This window comes from Pragia fontium DSM 5563 = ATCC 49100 (assembly GCF_900112475.1).
GTDB classification, from domain to species: domain Bacteria; phylum Pseudomonadota; class Gammaproteobacteria; order Enterobacterales; family Enterobacteriaceae; genus Pragia; species Pragia fontium.
Window position 1 is genome coordinate 73,611 of the sequence record NZ_FOLW01000012.1, and the last position, 17,263, is coordinate 90,873.

Genomic DNA, 17,263 nt, shown 5'->3' on the forward strand with positions numbered 1-17,263 from the left:
AATAGGTATGTGTTATGAGAAAGATTTCTGGCGTATATGGCGCACCAAAACAGCACTGGGTCGGTGACGGCTTCCCTGTTCGCTCCCTGTTTTCCTATCAAAGCCTGGGGGCAAAAAATATCAGTCCATTCCTGTTGTTGGACTATGCTGGCCCGGCGGAATTTACGCCAACTACCGCCCATCGCGGCGTTGGTCAGCATCCGCATAAAGGATTTGAAACGGTAACACTGGTTTATCAGGGGGAAGTAGAACACCGCGACTCAACGGGAGCGGGTGGCGTTATTGGCCCCGGTGATGTGCAGTGGATGACTGCGGGATCGGGCATTGTTCATCAAGAGTTTCACTCTGACGCCTTTGCTCGCTCAGGAGGTCAACTGCATATGGTTCAACTGTGGGTCAACTTACCGGCCAAAGACAAATCGGCACCAGCTGGGTATCAGTCGATTACCAACCAGCAAATACCGGTCATTAATCTGCCACAGAACGCCGGTACCGTTAGCGTTGTCGCCGGTGAATACCAGCAGACTAAGGGCCAGGCAAAAACCTTTACCGATATTAATATGTGGAATGTGAAGTTAAATGCGGGTGGAAGTACCGCCCTTAATGCCCCTGAAGGCCATAACACCCTGCTCGTGGTCGTTAGCGGTACCGTATTGATTAATGACCAACAGATTGCCCGTGAAGCCGATCTGATCTGCTTCGAAAACCACGGCGGTGAGATAACGCTGGAAGCCAATAATGACGCCATTGTGCTGTTATTAAGCGGCGAGCCGATTAATGAGCCGGTTGTTGGTCATGGCCCATTTGTAATGAATACCAAAGAAGAGATCCTACAAGCAATTGAGGATTTTAATCAGGGAAAAATGGGGATGATTGCCTGATCCCCAAACTCTGGCACAGTTCAGCTAACGAAGCACAATTTTAATCTATTTAACCCAGGAGATTTACCATGTCTTTTACCTATAACCGCCTAAATAAAGATGATGTTGCCGTATTATTTGTCGATCACCAAGCTGGTCTGCTGTCATTAGTACGTGACTTCAGCCCCGATGATTTTAAAAATAACGTATTAGCCTTAGCTGATATTGCCAAATTTTTTAATTTGCCAACCATTCTGACCACCAGCTTTGAAGATGGTCCTAATGGCCCGCTGGTGCCGGAGCTAAAGGAGATGTTTCCTGAAGCACCTTACTTCGCTCGCCCAGGGCAAATTAACGCTTGGGATAACGAAGACTTTGTGAAAGCTATTAAAGCCACCGGTAAAAAGCAGCTGCTGATTGCTGGTGTGGTAACCGAAGTTTGTGTGGCTTTCCCGGCACTTTCCGCACTGGAAGAAGGTTTTGAGGTATTTGTTGTCACCGATGCCTCCGGTACATTTAACTTAACAACCCGCGATGCCGCATGGGATCGCATGTCACAGGCTGGCGCGCAGTTGATGAGTTGGTTCGGTGTTGGTTGTGAATTACATCGTGACTGGCGTAACGATATCGAAGGCTTTGGCGGTATTCTCGGCAAACATCTGCCTGCTTATGCCAACCTGATACAAAGTTTTAGCGTTAAAAAATAAGCCATTTGGCTAAAAGATGAATAACAGCGGGCAATAAAAGCCCGCTGTTATTCACTGACTTAACGCGTTGTACTGTTATACACATCCCAACAAAAGCTGGAACGCGTAGCCGTAGGCGAAACAAACATTCATATAGTGAATGACCGAAGGGTTAAGGGCGAGATCCTAGCTTTCGCTAGGATGACGGCACAGAACGGTTGAAAACATCATCGTCACTCTGGTGAAAAGCGGAATAACGGGTTAGATGGAGTAAGAATACTTAATTGACTGGCATTACCCATGAAAATAACCGTTTTTATCTAACCGGGTAAAATCAGGCAAAAACCTCAGTTAAATGTTGGTGTAAACGCTTAAGGTTATTTTCCACATCCGGACGTTTCATCACATCGGTACACAGGAAAGTCGGCAGCGGCGTCATCCCCAAGAACTGATTAGCCTTATGGAACGGCAAATAAACACCATCTACACCGGCACCTTCAAAGAACTGTTCAGGATCGTCAAACGCTTCCTGAGGGGCATTCCAGGTTACCGATAGCATATACGTTTTACCCTGAATCAATCCTCCTGAACCGTATTTTTTGGCACCATCAGAGCGAGTACGACCATCGCTGGCATATAAACGACCGTGCCCTTCGGTAAACACATCATCAATGTATTTTTTCAGGATCCATGGCGTACCCATCCACCAACCCGGTTGCTGATAAATCACCGTATCCGCCCAAAGATATTTCTCAATCTCTTCTTCAATGTTATAGCCGTGATCGATAATGGTTTCTTGCACCTGATGCCCAGCCTGAACTAAAAAGTCGGCGGCAGCATGGTGTAAGGTCAGATTCAGTTCACCGTTAGAGTGAGCATATTTTTTCATTGCATTGATAATCAGAATATTACTCATAGTTTCACTTTGTTTAATGAATTTAAAACGACAGCCCGCTCCAAATACTTGAAAGTGGCTAGCCCGATGTAATGAAACTATTCTAGCCCTGCTTATTCACCAATAAAATCGCAATAAATACACAATATAATTGACTAAAAATCAACAATTGAGGATAAGCCAAAAAAATAACGGTCAGTGCAATTTTGTACAAAGGGTGACGGAAAATGAATGCTATGGTATTCAGGTAATCAAGACGGCGTTTATGGTATGGGGAACATGACTACTCACAAAGAAAACGTGACTTTCACTCATGTAGAGGATCTTGGTGGTCTGGAGGTTTTACAGGCCCGCTATCATCGTCAAACTTTCTCACGCCACAGCCATGAAAACTTTTGCGTCGGTGTGATTAATGAGGGTGCCCAGAGTTTCTATCGTACCGGCGGAACCCATATCGCCCCGCAGGACAGTATCATTCTGGTCAATGCCGATGATATTCATACCGGCAGAGCCGCTACCGAAAATGGCTGGTCCTATCACGCGATGTATCCATCGGCAGAGCTACTGGCATCCTTATCCAAAGACATGAAGACAACAGCGGGGGCAACCCCCTATTTCCCTGAGGCCGTTGTCTATGATCCCATGCTGGCTCTGGAATTAAGGCAATCCTTTAAACTGCTGTCTATTGCCAATAATAAGTTATTAAAAGAAAGCGTCGTCTTCTCTGCCTTGGCTCGACTGATGATGAAACATGCCAAAACCAAAATAACGCCGCCGGTTCAGATTAATGCACAGAGCCAAGTCCTCAGAGTAAGATCGTTTTTGGACGATTGCCCAGAAGAAAACATATCGTTACTGGAGCTTTCATCACTGGTCTCCCTCAGCCCTTATTATTTATTACGTCAGTTTCAAAAAATGACCGGGCTGCCTCCCCATGCCTATCAGATTCAAGCCCGACTCAGAAAAAGTCGCACGCTGTTAAAACATGGGTGTAGCATATTGGAAACGGCTATGTTGCTCGGCTTTCACGATCAGAGCCATTTTCACCGCCATTTTAAAAAATCGATGGGCATAACCCCCAAAGAGTATGTTAAAAACCTATTGCCAGAATTGGCAAACAGCGCAATTTAAAACAGCAATATCCCCTTGAGGTGAAATAGCCTGAGTTAAGCTACCTTATGTCTCACAAGGGACCGCAGTTATTTTTACGGATAAAACAGAATAGTTATGAGTGAATTAATATCAGAAGACAGAGCGGCTTACCGATGGAGCCGTTTCCTGAAGGGATGCATCGCCATTCTACCGTTGAGCCTTGCCGTACTACCTTGGGGTATCCTCGCCGGCTCAATGGCCATTGAAACTGGTCTGACACCGGCGGAAGGCGTTGGGCTATCGGCCATTGTCTTTGCCGGAGCGACTCAACTGGCAACCATGGGAATGATTAAGGCCGGTGCGGGAATAATGGCGATTATTATTTCGGTCTTTTTTATTTCCTCGCAACATTTGCTGTATAGCCTGTCTTTGCGCGATCGCATTGCACCGCTGCCGTTGAGATGGCGTCTGATATTAGGATTTCTATTAACCGACGAGCTGTTTGCCCTTATCGGTAAACACAGCGCCGCAGAATTTGACCGTTGGTATGCCCTCGGCGTGGGTTTGTTCTTCTACCTGTTTTGGATTGCGGCAACCCTGGCGGGTGTGCTGGCCGCCACTCAAATAGAAGATTTAGGCAGCTATGGGTTAGATTTTTCTATCGCCGCAACGTTTATTGTCATTGTGGTTCCGATGATAAAAAATCTTCCGGTTGTCGTTTGTGTGGCTACCGCGCTTATTCTGTCGGTAGTTCTGGGTTATTTTCACGTCCCCAGCTCATTAATTATTTCAGGCGTTATCGCCATGTTTGCAGGATTAATAACGTCAATGATCGTGGGAGATAAAGAGTGATTTGGTTAACGATATTCATTGTTGCGCTGGTGGTCTTTTTCAACCGCTATGTTTTCCTGGAACCTAATTTGCCTATCCGATTAAGTCCAGCGATTAAAAAACTGCTGAGTTTCTCTATTCCTGCCATTCTAACGGCTATTTGTGGGCCGATAATCTTTCTGCAAGAAGAAGGGGGATTACGGGATCTGCCATTAAATCCCTATATTGTTGGTGCCATTATTTCAGTATTACTGGCAATGTTTATCAGAAACACACTGGTTTCAGTGATTCTTAGCTTAGCCATCTTTATGCTACTCAAACAGTTTATTCTGATTTCTTAGCTATAACCTAAATACTGTCCTCTGAACGTTCTGACGCCTGAAGAAAAAAATTCTTCAGGCGTCAGACGCTTATGCAGCCGCAATTTGCTGGTTTAGCATACGAATTTGCTTCATTAACAAAAACACCACCGGGATCATTAATACAATCGCCGATATTGGCATCGCCAACCAAATACCGTTGATATCCAGATAATGTGGCAGAATAAACAGGAACGGTAGCTGAATCACCATATTACAGATGGTAATAATCAGTGCCTTATGCCCCTCGCCAATCGACTGGAAGAAAGCCTCAGCCACCACAAAGAATCCTTGAATAAACAGGACAAAGAGTGAGATTCGAATAGCGTGGACAATCGCCTGACGCAGGCTTTCATTATCACCGGCAAAAAAGCCAGCAAACAGCGACGGAAATAGCAGTAATGCCGCAGTGAATATCACACCACCACCAACGCTGAAAGACATGGCCAGTTTGAGTACCTGTTTTGCCGCCACAATGTTCTTCTCACCGTAAAACCGACTAACGATGGGTTGCATACCGTGGGCCAGGCCTTCTGATAATAAATAATAGAATGTCAGCAAATACCCCGTTACCGCATAGGCTGCCACTTCAATCGGCCCGCCATAACGTAAAAACATAAAGTTATAGGCAATAATCGTCGCACCAAGATACAGATACATAAATAAGCTGGAGGAACCATTCTTACAAATATTCCAGCTAAGGTCCGAACGAAACTTAAAGTGCTGACGACGCAGCCTAACCGGACTACGCTTGCTAAAAATATAAAATAGCGCCAATACCATGGCGGTGCTTTCCGCAATCACCGTTGCCAACGCAGCACCAACCAGCTCCATTCTAAAATGCACGATAAATACATAATCCAGAGCAATATTCATCAGGGCACCAATCACCATAAAGGTGGTTGCCAGACGAGGTGCATTAAGATTACGCATCAGATAAGGCGCGGCAATACTGCCTAACACCAGTGGAGTAGAAAACGCGATGACCTTCAAAAAGTCATATCCGTATTCCAGCGCTTTACCCGTTGCGCCCTGAAACTCCAGAATTTGATATCCGGCGAAATACAAAATGGCGCTAAGTAAAAGGCTCGGTAGCATCACTAATAACGGCAGTTGCCCAATATAAGCCGAAGCTTTATCCCGCTCCCCCGCCCCACGAGATAGCGAAACATGACTACCGATACCAATACCGATCATCAAACCAACGGCCAACATGACGCCAACCAACGGCCAGGCCAAATTAATCGCAGCTAAACCATCGCTACCAATATAGCGCCCAACAAAAATACCCGCGATTATCTGATAGGTTCCGCTGACCAGCATCGCGATAAGAGCAGGGATAGCATAACGGGCGAAGAGCGCCCCTATACGCTTGTCTTGCATAAAATATCCTGAATATATTGAATAAGTTTGTGTAAAAAAATCAGCCAATGACCATAAAAAGCGTTAACCAATAACTTTTAGCAGCTACCAGTCGTCAACGGCCTTCACACCCAATTCACAGCGGATGCTGTTTTTTAGCAGATCTGCCGATGAAATCGGCTGCATAATGGATGAATCAATATCAGAGATCGACGTAGCGCCAAAACTCACTGACATTAATCGCCAGGCTTTAATTGAAATATCTTCCCGCTGGGTATCCGGTTGGAAATGACCCGTTAGGCACCCTTGTTCGATGATCCGTACCGCTTCTTGATGTAGGACTTTCAATGAATCGCTATACACTTGCCCCAGCTGTTTATCCCGCACTGCTTCAGCCCATGCATCGTTCCATAGCTGGCTAACGGGATCTTCCGGGGTAGTCTCAGAATAGTCCAACAGATGAAACAGCTGATCTGGTGGTGTCATGCCGGTAATTTTCTCGCATACGGCCTGATGAGATTGCAGAGTAAACTGGCGGAATACTTCCTGTCTTAATTCAACCGTTGAGGCGAAGTGATGGTGAATTATCCCCGTTGCAGCACCTAATTCGGCGCTCACTTTACGGGTAGTAATATTCATTAGTCCTTCTTTGAGCGCGACCTTAATCGCCGCTTCGAGAATGGCAGCGCGGCGTTCATCTTTCGCCATATAGGACATAATACACCTGAGTTCGGAATTAAAACGAAGTTGATCATACGTTCAACTTGAACATCTGTCCATAATTTTTCAGATACCAGAGAAACAACAATCCAAGACGCTTTACCAATAAAAAAGCCACCATTAAAAGAGGGTGGCTTTTTTGTTTATCAATCAGTCAGTAGCTAAGCAATGTGTGACTTGCCAATCATTTCAACTTCATAAGCGCGGGCTTTGTCTTTATCAAACTGTCTTTCCCACTTGGCAATCACCAGCACCGCTAACGCATTACCAACCACGTTTAAAGCTGTACGAGCCATATCCATAATGCGGTCAACACCAGCAATAAACATCAGGCCATCAAGTGGAATGCCCACACTGCCCAAGGTTGCCAACAGAACGACAAATGAAACGCCCGGTACGCCAGCGATACCTTTCGAGGTCACCATCAGGGTTAATACCAGTGTGATCTCCTGCATTAACGACAACTCAATGCCGTATAGCTGAGCAATAAAGATGGCAGCAATACTCTGATACAGGGTTGAACCGTCAAGGTTAAAGGAATAACCGGTTGGTACCACAAAACCAGTGATGGCTTTAGGTGCACCATAGGCTTCCATTTTCTCGATAATTCTTGGTAACACTGTTTCAGAACTTGATGTTGAATAGGCCAAAATCAGTTCGTCTTTCAGAATGCGAATTAACGTCCAAATACGCAATCCACAAATGCGAGCGACCGTACCTAACACCACTAATCCGAAGAATAGAATCGCGGCATAAACCAAGACCACGAGTTTCACCAATGGAATCAGGGAAGAGAAACCAAAATTTGCTACGGTAACAGAAATCAGTGCAAACACGCCCACCGGCGCATAACGCATGATCATATGGGTCACTCTAAACATGGTTTCAGACATCGATCTGAACACGTTCAGTAACGGCGCACGGGTCTCTTTAGGCAAGGATGACAATCCTAAGCCAAACAAAACTGAGAAGAAGATAATCGGGAGCATCTCGCCTTTGGCCAGCGCTTGGAATATATTCGTCGGAATTAACGACATAAGAGTGATAACTAGGCTATGAGCGCCACTCTGCACTTCTGCCGTTGTTGCTTTATATTGAGATATGTCCACCTTATGTAGTTGGGACATATCGATACCGTGACCGGGTTGAAAAACATTAGCCGCCACTAAACCAATAACGATGGCTATAGTAGTGATAACTTCAAAATAAATAATGGTTTTCAATCCGATGCGGCCTAACTTCTTGGCATCGCCAACCCCTGCAATACCAACCACCAGCGTTGATACAACAATAGGCACAACAATCATCTTAATTAAACGGATAAAAATGTCGCCAGCAGGCTTGAAGAAATTCGCCACTAACCAATCGGTTGAGGTTCCTCCATGCATGATCGAACCAACAATCACCCCGAGAACCAGAGCAATCAGAATCTGCCAAGCTAAACTTACTTTAAAACCTTTCATATAAAACATCCTTCAATCTCGTTAAACGCCTGTTTGCAGGCTCACCTTAAGGTAAGGTGTTATCATTATTTTTATGCGGGGTTCAGGAACTTAAACTTCGCCGCCAAATGGTCCACTCCCCTTTTTCTTACTATTGAAAATAATCGGTAAAGATCTCCGGCGCTCTTTTTAGCATCTTATGCATGAAAATTACATTTTTCTTTACATAATCACTGCAATTCAGACGAATTCACTAGTGAAAACCGTACAAGATAGCTATCTGGGCAGTAGAAACACACCGAGAATATTCGGATGTTGGCGAGTTGCTACCGGCATGATTAACCCATCATTAAATTACATATAATTAATTGATTAATAACAATTAAAATTAAATTAAAGTGGACTGAAAGCGACTAAAAAACCTGACGACATCTGGCTAATAAGAAAGCAATAAGTTCTTATATTGGTCACTCTGACTATTTTAATCACCCAGATGTGTAAAAATGCGATAAAAAGGCACAATAAAGTATGGGTTTTACCCAATTCAACATATAGGTCGTTTAATTCCTATCCATTTGTATATCAGCGCTATACTCAATTTAACCAAGCAATTAACACAAATGAATGATAATCCATCTTCTGAAAGAATGGGGAGGGTTATCATCAGGTCATTCAGAATAAATAATCGTATTTATTAAAAAAACCTTTTGATTAATTAAGTTATTAATAAATTAACTTACCACACATCACGATCATCTATAACGAAGCGTGATCTTCCGCGCAAAAAACGAACATAAGATGTGCGCAAAGTTTAAATAACAACTAGATTACATAATATTAACAAATATAAAGAGGGACAATAATGAGCACTGTTCATAAGCATCCCGTTCCTGCTGCTATAGCAGAAAACGCACTGATAAATAAACAACAATACCAAGCGATGTATCAGCAATCGGTGCAAAATCCCGATGAATTCTGGGCTGAACAGGGAAAAATTGTTGATTGGATCAAACCTTATACCAAAGTTAAAAATACTTCATTTGCACCGGGCAATATTGATATCCGTTGGTTTGAAGATGGTACGCTTAACTTATCGGCTAACTGTCTGGATCGCCATTTAGTAACTCGAGGGGAGCAAACCGCCATCATTTGGGAGAGTGATGATGGTTCTGAAACGCAAAAAATCACCTATCGCCAACTCCATCAGCGAGTCTGTAAATTTGCCAATGTTCTGAAATCGCTGGGGTTACAACGGGGCGATGTCGTCGCTATTTATATGCCGATGGTTCCCGAAACCGCCATCGCGATGCTGGCCTGCGCGCGTATTGGATTAATCCATTCGGTGATCTTTGCCGGCTTTTCTCCGGAAGCCATATCCGGACGTATTATCGATTCCAATGCACGGCTACTCATTACCGCAGATGAAGGTCTGCGTGCGAATAAGACCATTCCTTTAAAGAAAAACATTGATGATGCGCTATCCAATCCCAATGTGAAGAGCATAGAACACACCATTGTCTTTAAAAGAACCGGTAACACCATTAATTGGAAAGTCGGGCACGATTTGTGGTGGCATGAGTTGGAAGATCTGGCGAGCGATGATTGCCCACCAGTAGAATTACCGGCAGAAAATCCATTGTTTATTCTTTATACCTCCGGTTCAACCGGCAAGCCAAAAGGCGTGCTGCATACCACTGGCGGCTATCTGGTTTATGCCTCTCTCACCTTTAAATACACGTTTGATTACCACGATGGCGAAATTTACTGGTGTACCGCCGATATGGGCTGGGTAACCGGCCATAGTTATGCGCTGTACGGCCCACTAAGCAATGGGGCCACGACGCTATTGTTTGAAGGCTTATTGACTTATCCGGGCCCTAATCGCATGTCTCAAGTTGTGGACAAGCATCAAGTTAATATTCTTTATACCGCGCCGACGGCCATCCGTTCTCTAATGGCGCAGGGCGATCTGGCCATCGCCGATACCAAACGGAGTTCATTAAGAATTATGGGCACCGTTGGCGAGCCCATAAATCCTGAAGCCTGGGAATGGTATTACTACACCATCGGTAATGGAAAATGCCCAATTGTTGATACCTGGTGGCAAACGGAAACTGGCGGTTTTATGTTAACCCCGCTACCCGGAGCCACCGAGCTTAAAGCTGGATCAGCAACTCTACCGTTCTTCGGTGTTCAGCCTGCTTTAGTGGATAACGATGGCAATATACTTACCGATACCTGTGAGGGTAATCTGGTGATTACCGACTCTTGGCCGGGACAGGCTCGCACCCTTTATGGCGACCACGAGCGGTTTGAACAAACCTATTTTTCATCGTTTAAAGGTACCTATTTCAGCGGTGACGGCGCCCGCCGTGATGAAGATGGCTATTACTGGATTACCGGACGAGTTGATGATGTGCTCAACGTATCAGGCCATCGTCTGGGTACTGCTGAGATTGAATCCGCTCTGGTAGCCCATCCACAAATTGCTGAAGCCGCCGTGGTTGGTATTCCCCATTACATTAAAGGGCAGGCTATCTACGCCTATATCACGTTGAACAATGGCGTCGAACCCAATGATGAACTCTACGATAACGTCATCAAGTGGGTGCGTAAAGAAATCGGCCCTATTGCCACCCCGGATATTCTGCACTGGACCCAAACGCTGCCAAAAACACGTTCAGGAAAAATCATGCGCCGTATTCTGCGGAAAATCGCCGAAGGCGATACCAGTAACCTGGGTGACATCTCAACCCTTGCCGACCCTAGCGTCGTAGAAAAATTGCTGCAGGAAAAGGAGTTAATGAAAGTCGCCTCATAGACTACGCCGCTTCGCGCGGCGATATTCAATCGATATCTCACAGGAGACGCTCTGATGAATGAACACATTTATCAACGGATTGAAAGTAACCCGCGCTTCAAAGACTTGGTGCGCAAACGAGATAGATTCGCTTGGTCGCTCTCGTTTATCACACTGGCACTCTATGTAGGTTTTATCCTACTGATCGCCTTTGAACCTCAGTGGCTGGGCACCCCCATTGCAGAAGGGACCAGTATCACCCGGGGGATCCCCGTGGGCATCGGCCTGATTATTACTTCATTTTTATTGACCGGAATTTATGTCTACCGCGCCAATAGAGAGTTTGATGAAATTAATGCCAAAATACTCGATGAGGCACACCAATGAAAATGCGCCCTCTCTCTCTATTACCCCTATTAGCTATATCACCAATGGTTTTTGCTGAAGGTATCAGCGGCGAGGTGAAGCGCCAACCGCTTAATATCGAAGCTATCATTATGTTTGTTCTGTTTGTCGGGGCAACGCTCTACATTACTTATTGGGCTTCCAAGCGCACCCGTTCTCGCTCTGACTACTATACGGCAGGAGGTAAGATTACCGGTCTACAAAATGGGCTGGCCATCGCCGGTGATTTTATGTCCGCCGCCTCCTTCCTCGGCATCTCAGCTTTGGTTTACACATCCGGCTATGACGGTCTGATCTATTCCATTGGCTTTCTGATTGGTTGGCCAATCATTCTGTTTCTGATTGCCGAACGCCTACGTAATCTAGGCAAATATACCTTTGCCGATGTCGCCTCCTACCGTTTAAAACAGAAGGAAATCCGCACCCTATCCGCTTGTGGCTCGCTGGTGGTGGTTGCTCTATATTTGATTGCCCAAATGGTTGGAGCCGGTAAGTTAATTCAGCTGCTATTCGGCCTGAACTACCATGTCGCGGTGGTGCTAGTCGGTATCTTGATGGTGCTGTACGTCCTGTTTGGCGGTATGTTAGCCACCACGTGGGTACAAATTATCAAAGCCGTATTGCTACTGGCTGGCGCCAGCTTTATGGCTATCATGGTTATGAAGTCCGTAAACTTCAATTTCAATGAACTGTTTGTGCAGGCGATCAAAACCAGCCCTAAAGGGGTGGCTATTATGAGTCCAGGTGGATTAGTTTCCGATCCAATCTCCGCCCTTTCTCTTGGTCTGGCCTTAATGTTCGGTACGGCTGGATTACCGCATATTCTTATGCGTTTCTTTACCGTCAGTGATGCGAAGGAAGCGCGTAAAAGCGTATTCTACGCTACCGGTTTCATCGGCTACTTCTATATTCTGACCTTTATCATTGGATTTGGCGCCATCTTTCTGGTGGGCGGAAACCCGATATTTAAAGATGCTGCCGGCGCGCTAATTGGTGGAAATAATATGGCTGCCGTGCATCTTGCTGATGCGGTTGGCGGTAGTTTCTTCCTCGGCTTTATCTCTGCCGTTGCCTTTGCCACCATACTGGCAGTGGTGGCTGGTTTAACCTTAGCGGGTGCATCCGCCGTTTCCCACGACCTGTATGCTAATGTGATTAAACAGGGCAAGGCCACCGAACGCGATGAGCTCAAGGTCTCTAAAGTCACAACGATTGTCTTAGGATTTGTGGCTATCGGGCTGGGAATTCTATTTGAAAAGCAGAATATCGCTTTCATGGTAGGTTTGGCATTCTCTATCGCTGCCAGCTGTAACTTCCCCATTATTATACTATCTATGTACTGGCGTAGATTAACCACCCGGGGAGCCATGATTGGCGGCTGGTTGGGATTGATCAGCGCGGTAACCATGATGATCCTTGGACCAACCATTTGGGTGCAGATCCTTGGACATGCTAAACCGATTTACCCTTATGAATATCCGGCACTATTTTCGATGACCATTGCATTCTTTGGGACTTGGTTCTTCTCCATCACTGATTCATCACAAAGTGCGATACAAGAACGACAACTTTTCTATCCGCAGTTTATCCGTTCACAAACTGGTTATGGCGCATCGGAAAGCGTATCTCATTAGCCTTGATTCATGTCATTAAAGGCGCTAAAGCGCCTTTAATTTTTTCATATCACTACTTAACCGCTGACCAAGGATTATCTGCCAACAGGAATGCCTTTAATCGATCTTTTTGCGGATGTTGCTGTAGCCATTCACGTAGATCTTTAACTTTGTCATAGTCTTCCTGACCAAACTGACTCAGATACATTTCATCAAACTGCGCCTGAGTATGGGCTTCCCGAATCTGCCTCTGCCATACATCGGTAAAAATAGCATTTAATTTGTCGGCCAGACCATGGGCGTTTAACAGCTCCCATTCACCTTTATCCAACCAAATACCGTTTACTTTCGGGCTTAAATCCAAACGATGTTCAGTATCTTTAGATATGCGGAATTTAAGCATCAGTGAACCAGTAACCGGACAGAGTAACGCTGATTTGGTTTCCTCACTTTTAACAACCACATCATTCGGCAATTCAGCAGACTCTGGTAACTGCCCTTTGTATCTTAGATAGTCTTCTAATATCAGCCAGTTTCCACCACAAGCATTACAGGTATGAACTGGTATCAGATTATCCAAACGAGTCGGTTGTAACACGCCAGTTTTACATTTTGGACATTGCATTAATTATCTCTCTTTCCTTGAAAGCAACTCTTTGAAAATAACATCTGCTTAAAGTGCAACAGAATTGCAATTACAGATATTAAAGTAGTAATAAAGTGCATCAAATAATATCAAAATATAAATATTATCAGCATAAAAAATCGTAATATTGAATAAAATATCATCTGAATGATGAATAATCAAACATCAATTTCATGAAATACGAAAAAATATTGTTTATTATCAATATATTAAAATTAAATTCTAATTCAATAATTAATGTAACAGTTTTTTTGTGATCTAATCCGCATATTTAAATAATATTCAGCAGCTAGTTACACTCTGGTTAGGCCACCATAATGGACTATATTCACAATAAGCATGCCCCAAACCAGTATGTATATTTATATTTTTAAGGAAACTGCATTATGTTTAAAAGATTATCTGCCGAATTCTTCGGTACTTTTTGGTTGGTTTTTGGTGGTTGCGGCAGCGCAGTTCTGGCGGCTGCATTTCCGGGCTTAGGCATCGGTTTTGCCGGTGTTGCTCTTGCATTCGGTCTGACTGTATTAACAATGGCTTATGCTGTTGGTCACATTTCTGGCGGCCATTTTAATCCAGCGGTTACTCTTGGCCTGTTTGCCGGTGGTCGTTTCCCAGCAAAAGACGTTGTTCCTTACATTATCGCTCAGGTTATTGGTGCCATTGCTGCCGCAGCGGTATTATGGGTTATTGCCGACGGTAAAGCAGGTTTTGATGCCAGCGCCAGCGGTTTTGCCTCTAACGGATACGGTGAACATTCTCCGGGTGGATTCTCTTTACAGGCCGCTATCGTTGCTGAGTTGGTATTAACTGCCTTCTTCCTAATCATTATTCATGGTGCAACAGATAAACGCGCTCCAGCGGGTTTCGCGCCTTTGGCTATCGGTCTTGGCCTGACGCTAATTCACTTAATCAGCATTCCTGTTACCAATACCTCAGTTAACCCAGCACGTAGTACTGGTGTAGCTATTTTCCAAGGTGGTTGGGCACTTGAGCAGTTATGGATGTTCTGGCTGGTTCCATTAATCGGCGGTGTTATCGGTGGTTTAATCTATCGTTTCCTGCTGGAAAGTAAGAAAGCTGACTAATATCGATCTGTATAGCGCCTGTTGTTTATCATGGCAGGCGCTATATCCTTATTTAATTACCGCTATTTCGCATCACCTTCTTAAGCCAAATATTTATCTCTTTAGCAACCTCTGACATTTGGCTATTTCCTTCTTTATCCTGCAAAACATGATCCAATTCGGGATAAAACAGGTAATCGATATTATTTTTGCCTGCTCCCTGTAATATCTCTATCATTTGACTAACTTTTTTTGGTGGTACCGAGGTATCCTTTCCACCCTGAATAATTAAAACCGGTGATGTTACTGAACTCAGTACTACCTGCTGATCGACGCTTAACACACTACGCCACCAACCATACCCATGATTGCTCATTTCCAGTTCGAAAGGCTTAGCGGATAGAATATATTTCACCATTTCTCCGAAATTGGCCGCATCTTCCTTAACTTTTGAGGGATTATCAGTATCAACTGACATACTGTGCAAGACATCATCCTTAAACCAACGTCCACCGCCACTAAATGACACGGTAGCATCAATGTAATCCACTTTTGAAGCCAGTATATTAGCCACCACTGCCCCTTCACTTCCTCCTAATACAATAACGCTACCGTAATGATATTTATCTCTACTAACATCCATAACCTGCTTTATATCCGTAACCCGCTGTTCTAGATTATCCCTCTGCATGTATTGTTTAGGGCAATCCTCACGCTCAACGGAATCGCTATATACCAGCGTTGAATCAATCCCATATTTTTCTACCGTAAGTACATCAGCCTGAGGCCATACATACTTCAACTGATTTTTAATCAAGCGATTTTTAGACACGCTATTGCAGTCAGAACCTTGAATAATGACGAGTAATACGGGAGATTTATCGGACGTAGAATTACGTTCCAGATAGTAAGTGATAGCGGAGCCATCTTCTCTGTTTAATAATTCGGCAGAAAAAGAGCTTAACGGTAGAAGTAATGATATTGAAAACAGCAGTCTAAGAATCATTTGCCTATCCTTATGCACATCAATAGTAAAGATTAGACAATCAGTATGTAGTGGTCAACAAAAATTAGCCACAGTTTTAGAGTTTTCCCAGAACAATCGCTCTGATTCATTGGGTGTTAATCCACCATTATATTGGTGGGGTCTGAGCTGGCTGTAATAACCAATGATGTAATTCGTTATGGCCATATTTGCTTCACTAAAATTAGCGTATCCACAGTTGGGTACCCATTCTGATTTCAGACTGCGAAAAAATCGTTCCATCGGGCTGTTGTCCCAGCAATTCCCTCGCCGACTCATACTTTGTTTTATCCGATAACGCCACAGTAACCGTCTGAATTCCCTACTGGTATAGTGACTTCCCTGGTCAGAATGATACATAACGCCAGCCGGCTTCCTCCGAGATTCCCAGGCCATCGTTAATGCTTTTCCTGTCAGTACTGAGTCTGGAGAAAACGACATCGCCCAGCCTATTGGCTTGCGGGAAAATAAATCCAAAACAACCGCCAGATAAGCCCAGCGTTTACCCGTCCAGATGTATGTCACGTCACCACACCAGGTCTGATTGGGCTCAGTCACTGCAAACTGTCGGTCCAGATGATTAGGGATATCTACACGCTCTTTTGTGGCTTTCCTGCAACGATACTTCGGTTGCTGGCAACTAACAATATTAAGCTCTTTCATTAGCTTACTGGCTCGCCAACGGCTCAACGGAACACCTCTTCCGCTGACCATATCGGCAATGCTTCGGGCTCCCGCAGAGCCATTGCTGGCATGATGAACTTCACGAACCAGGCTTAGTATAACGATGTGTTTTGCATCAGGTTTCTGCGGTCGGCTTATCCAGTACCGATAGCTACTGCGATGGATCCCGAACACATTGCAAATGAAAGCAACAGGAAACCGCGTCCTGAGTCTCTCAACTAACGAGAATTGTTCAGGGAGTCTGACATCAAGAGCGCGGTAGCCTTTTTTAATATATCGTTTTCCATTTCAATACGTTGTAGGCGTTTTTCTAATTCCCGAATGCGAAGTTGCTCAGGTGTCATCGGAGAGGCTTTCGGGGATTTCCCTGCGCGTTCTTCTTTAAGTTGGCGAACCCATTTATCCATTGTAGATTTACCGACATTCATTGCCGTAGCCGCTGCGGTAACGGTGTAGTGTTGGTCGAGAACTAACTGAGCAGCCTCAAGTCTGAACTCTGGGCTGAAATTACGTCTGCTATTTCTGATCATTGTGTCACCTGTTTTGACTATGAGGCGATGATATCACCTCTATTCAGGTGGCCAAATTAACTATGCCACTACAGTATCGGTAAAGTATCCGTTTAGCTAGGAACACGCTGGTAGTGAGCCCGATGAGATTCGGGCCTAACCGAAAATACGCGGGTATTAAGCCTGGCGAGCTTCGGGCCTAGCCGCGCTACGGGCACTCCGGCAGCTAAAGCTGCTACGACCCCCACGCCCGTCTCTCCCTCAGATT

At 44.7% G+C, this 17,263-nt stretch carries 16 protein-coding genes; 9 read left to right on the forward strand and 7 right to left on the reverse strand.

Annotated features, from left to right (window positions below):
* Nucleotides 1-14: 14 nt before the first annotated feature.
* A complete protein-coding gene (locus BMZ28_RS14840) occupies nucleotides 15-881 on the forward strand; it encodes a pirin family protein (RefSeq protein ID WP_074824381.1) in 867 nt (288 codons plus the stop codon).
* Between the two features lie 68 nt (nucleotides 882-949).
* Nucleotides 950-1,567, forward strand: a complete 618-nt coding sequence (ycaC, locus tag BMZ28_RS14845; RefSeq protein WP_047782190.1) for an isochorismate family cysteine hydrolase YcaC — start codon at nucleotides 950-952, stop codon at nucleotides 1,565-1,567.
* Nucleotides 1,568-1,880: 313 nt separating this feature from the next.
* Here ycaC and BMZ28_RS14850 read toward each other — a convergent pair whose 3' ends face one another.
* A complete protein-coding gene (locus BMZ28_RS14850; RefSeq protein ID WP_047782191.1) occupies nucleotides 1,881-2,462 on the reverse strand; it encodes an NAD(P)H-dependent oxidoreductase in 582 nt (193 codons plus the stop codon).
* 210 nt (nucleotides 2,463-2,672) lie between these two features.
* Here BMZ28_RS14850 and BMZ28_RS14855 point away from each other — a divergent pair, with 210 nt between their 5' ends.
* The 3 genes from BMZ28_RS14855 to BMZ28_RS14865 all read left to right on the forward strand — a co-directional run bounded on the left by BMZ28_RS14855 (nucleotide 2,673) and on the right by BMZ28_RS14865 (nucleotide 4,705).
* A complete protein-coding gene (locus BMZ28_RS14855; protein ID WP_248296112.1) occupies nucleotides 2,673-3,572 on the forward strand; it encodes an AraC family transcriptional regulator in 900 nt (299 codons plus the stop codon).
* Between the two features lie 96 nt (nucleotides 3,573-3,668).
* Nucleotides 3,669-4,385: an AzlC family ABC transporter permease gene (locus tag BMZ28_RS14860; protein ID WP_074824384.1), complete on the forward strand. Its 717-nt coding sequence runs from the start codon at nucleotides 3,669-3,671 to the stop codon at nucleotides 4,383-4,385.
* A complete protein-coding gene (locus tag BMZ28_RS14865; RefSeq protein WP_074824388.1) occupies nucleotides 4,382-4,705 on the forward strand; it encodes an AzlD domain-containing protein in 324 nt (107 codons plus the stop codon). Before BMZ28_RS14860 ends, BMZ28_RS14865 begins: the two co-directional genes overlap by 4 nt.
* Before the next feature lie 69 nt (nucleotides 4,706-4,774).
* On the opposite strand, the gene BMZ28_RS14870 is transcribed toward BMZ28_RS14865, so the two are convergent.
* The 3 genes from BMZ28_RS14870 to gltP all read right to left on the reverse strand — a co-directional run bounded on the left by BMZ28_RS14870 (nucleotide 4,775) and on the right by gltP (nucleotide 8,268).
* Nucleotides 4,775-6,106, reverse strand: coding sequence for an MATE family efflux transporter (locus BMZ28_RS14870; protein WP_074824393.1), 1,332 nt, complete (start codon nucleotides 6,104-6,106; stop codon nucleotides 4,775-4,777).
* 84 nt (nucleotides 6,107-6,190) lie between these two features.
* Nucleotides 6,191-6,793 (reverse strand): TetR family transcriptional regulator, encoded by a 603-nt coding sequence (locus tag BMZ28_RS14875; RefSeq protein WP_158487448.1) that lies wholly within the window; start codon nucleotides 6,791-6,793, stop codon nucleotides 6,191-6,193.
* A gap of 173 nt (nucleotides 6,794-6,966) precedes the next feature.
* Entirely contained in the window at nucleotides 6,967-8,268 is a 1,302-nt protein-coding gene (gltP, locus tag BMZ28_RS14880) for a glutamate/aspartate:proton symporter GltP (RefSeq protein ID WP_047782196.1), read from the reverse strand.
* 841 nt (nucleotides 8,269-9,109) lie between these two features.
* Here gltP and acs point away from each other — a divergent pair.
* The 3 genes from acs to BMZ28_RS14895 are packed head-to-tail and all read left to right on the forward strand — an operon-like array spanning nucleotide 9,110 to nucleotide 13,086.
* Nucleotides 9,110-11,068 (forward strand): acetate--CoA ligase, encoded by a 1,959-nt coding sequence (acs, locus tag BMZ28_RS14885; protein ID WP_074824398.1) that lies wholly within the window; start codon nucleotides 9,110-9,112, stop codon nucleotides 11,066-11,068.
* 54 nt (nucleotides 11,069-11,122) lie between these two features.
* On the forward strand, nucleotides 11,123-11,434 hold the full coding sequence (locus tag BMZ28_RS14890) for a DUF485 domain-containing protein (protein WP_047782198.1): 312 nt from the start codon (nucleotides 11,123-11,125) through the stop codon (nucleotides 11,432-11,434).
* Nucleotides 11,431-13,086 (forward strand): cation acetate symporter, encoded by a 1,656-nt coding sequence (locus tag BMZ28_RS14895; protein ID WP_074824401.1) that lies wholly within the window; start codon nucleotides 11,431-11,433, stop codon nucleotides 13,084-13,086. The genes BMZ28_RS14890 and BMZ28_RS14895 overlap by 4 nt, the downstream gene beginning before the upstream one ends.
* Before the next feature lie 52 nt (nucleotides 13,087-13,138).
* Here BMZ28_RS14895 and BMZ28_RS14900 read toward each other — a convergent pair whose 3' ends face one another.
* Nucleotides 13,139-13,690, reverse strand: coding sequence for a zf-TFIIB domain-containing protein (locus BMZ28_RS14900; protein ID WP_074824404.1), 552 nt, complete (start codon nucleotides 13,688-13,690; stop codon nucleotides 13,139-13,141).
* A 407-nt stretch (nucleotides 13,691-14,097) separates the two neighbouring features.
* Between BMZ28_RS14900 and aqpZ the strand changes: the two genes are divergently transcribed.
* Complete coding sequence (gene aqpZ / locus BMZ28_RS14905; protein WP_047782201.1) at nucleotides 14,098-14,799, forward strand: aquaporin Z; 702 nt, start codon at nucleotides 14,098-14,100, stop codon at nucleotides 14,797-14,799.
* Nucleotides 14,800-14,851: 52 nt separating this feature from the next.
* Here aqpZ and BMZ28_RS14910 read toward each other — a convergent pair whose 3' ends face one another.
* Nucleotides 14,852-15,784 (reverse strand): alpha/beta hydrolase family protein, encoded by a 933-nt coding sequence (locus tag BMZ28_RS14910; RefSeq protein WP_074824407.1) that lies wholly within the window; start codon nucleotides 15,782-15,784, stop codon nucleotides 14,852-14,854.
* A 54-nt stretch (nucleotides 15,785-15,838) separates the two neighbouring features.
* Nucleotides 15,839-17,016, reverse strand: a protein-coding gene (locus BMZ28_RS14915; protein WP_114987154.1) for an IS3 family transposase whose coding sequence is annotated in 2 segments (ribosomal slippage) — nucleotides 15,839-16,758 and nucleotides 16,758-17,016 — 1,179 coding nt in all. Because the reading frame shifts where the segments join, the coding sequence is not laid out codon by codon here.
* Nucleotides 17,017-17,263 lie beyond the last annotated feature (247 nt).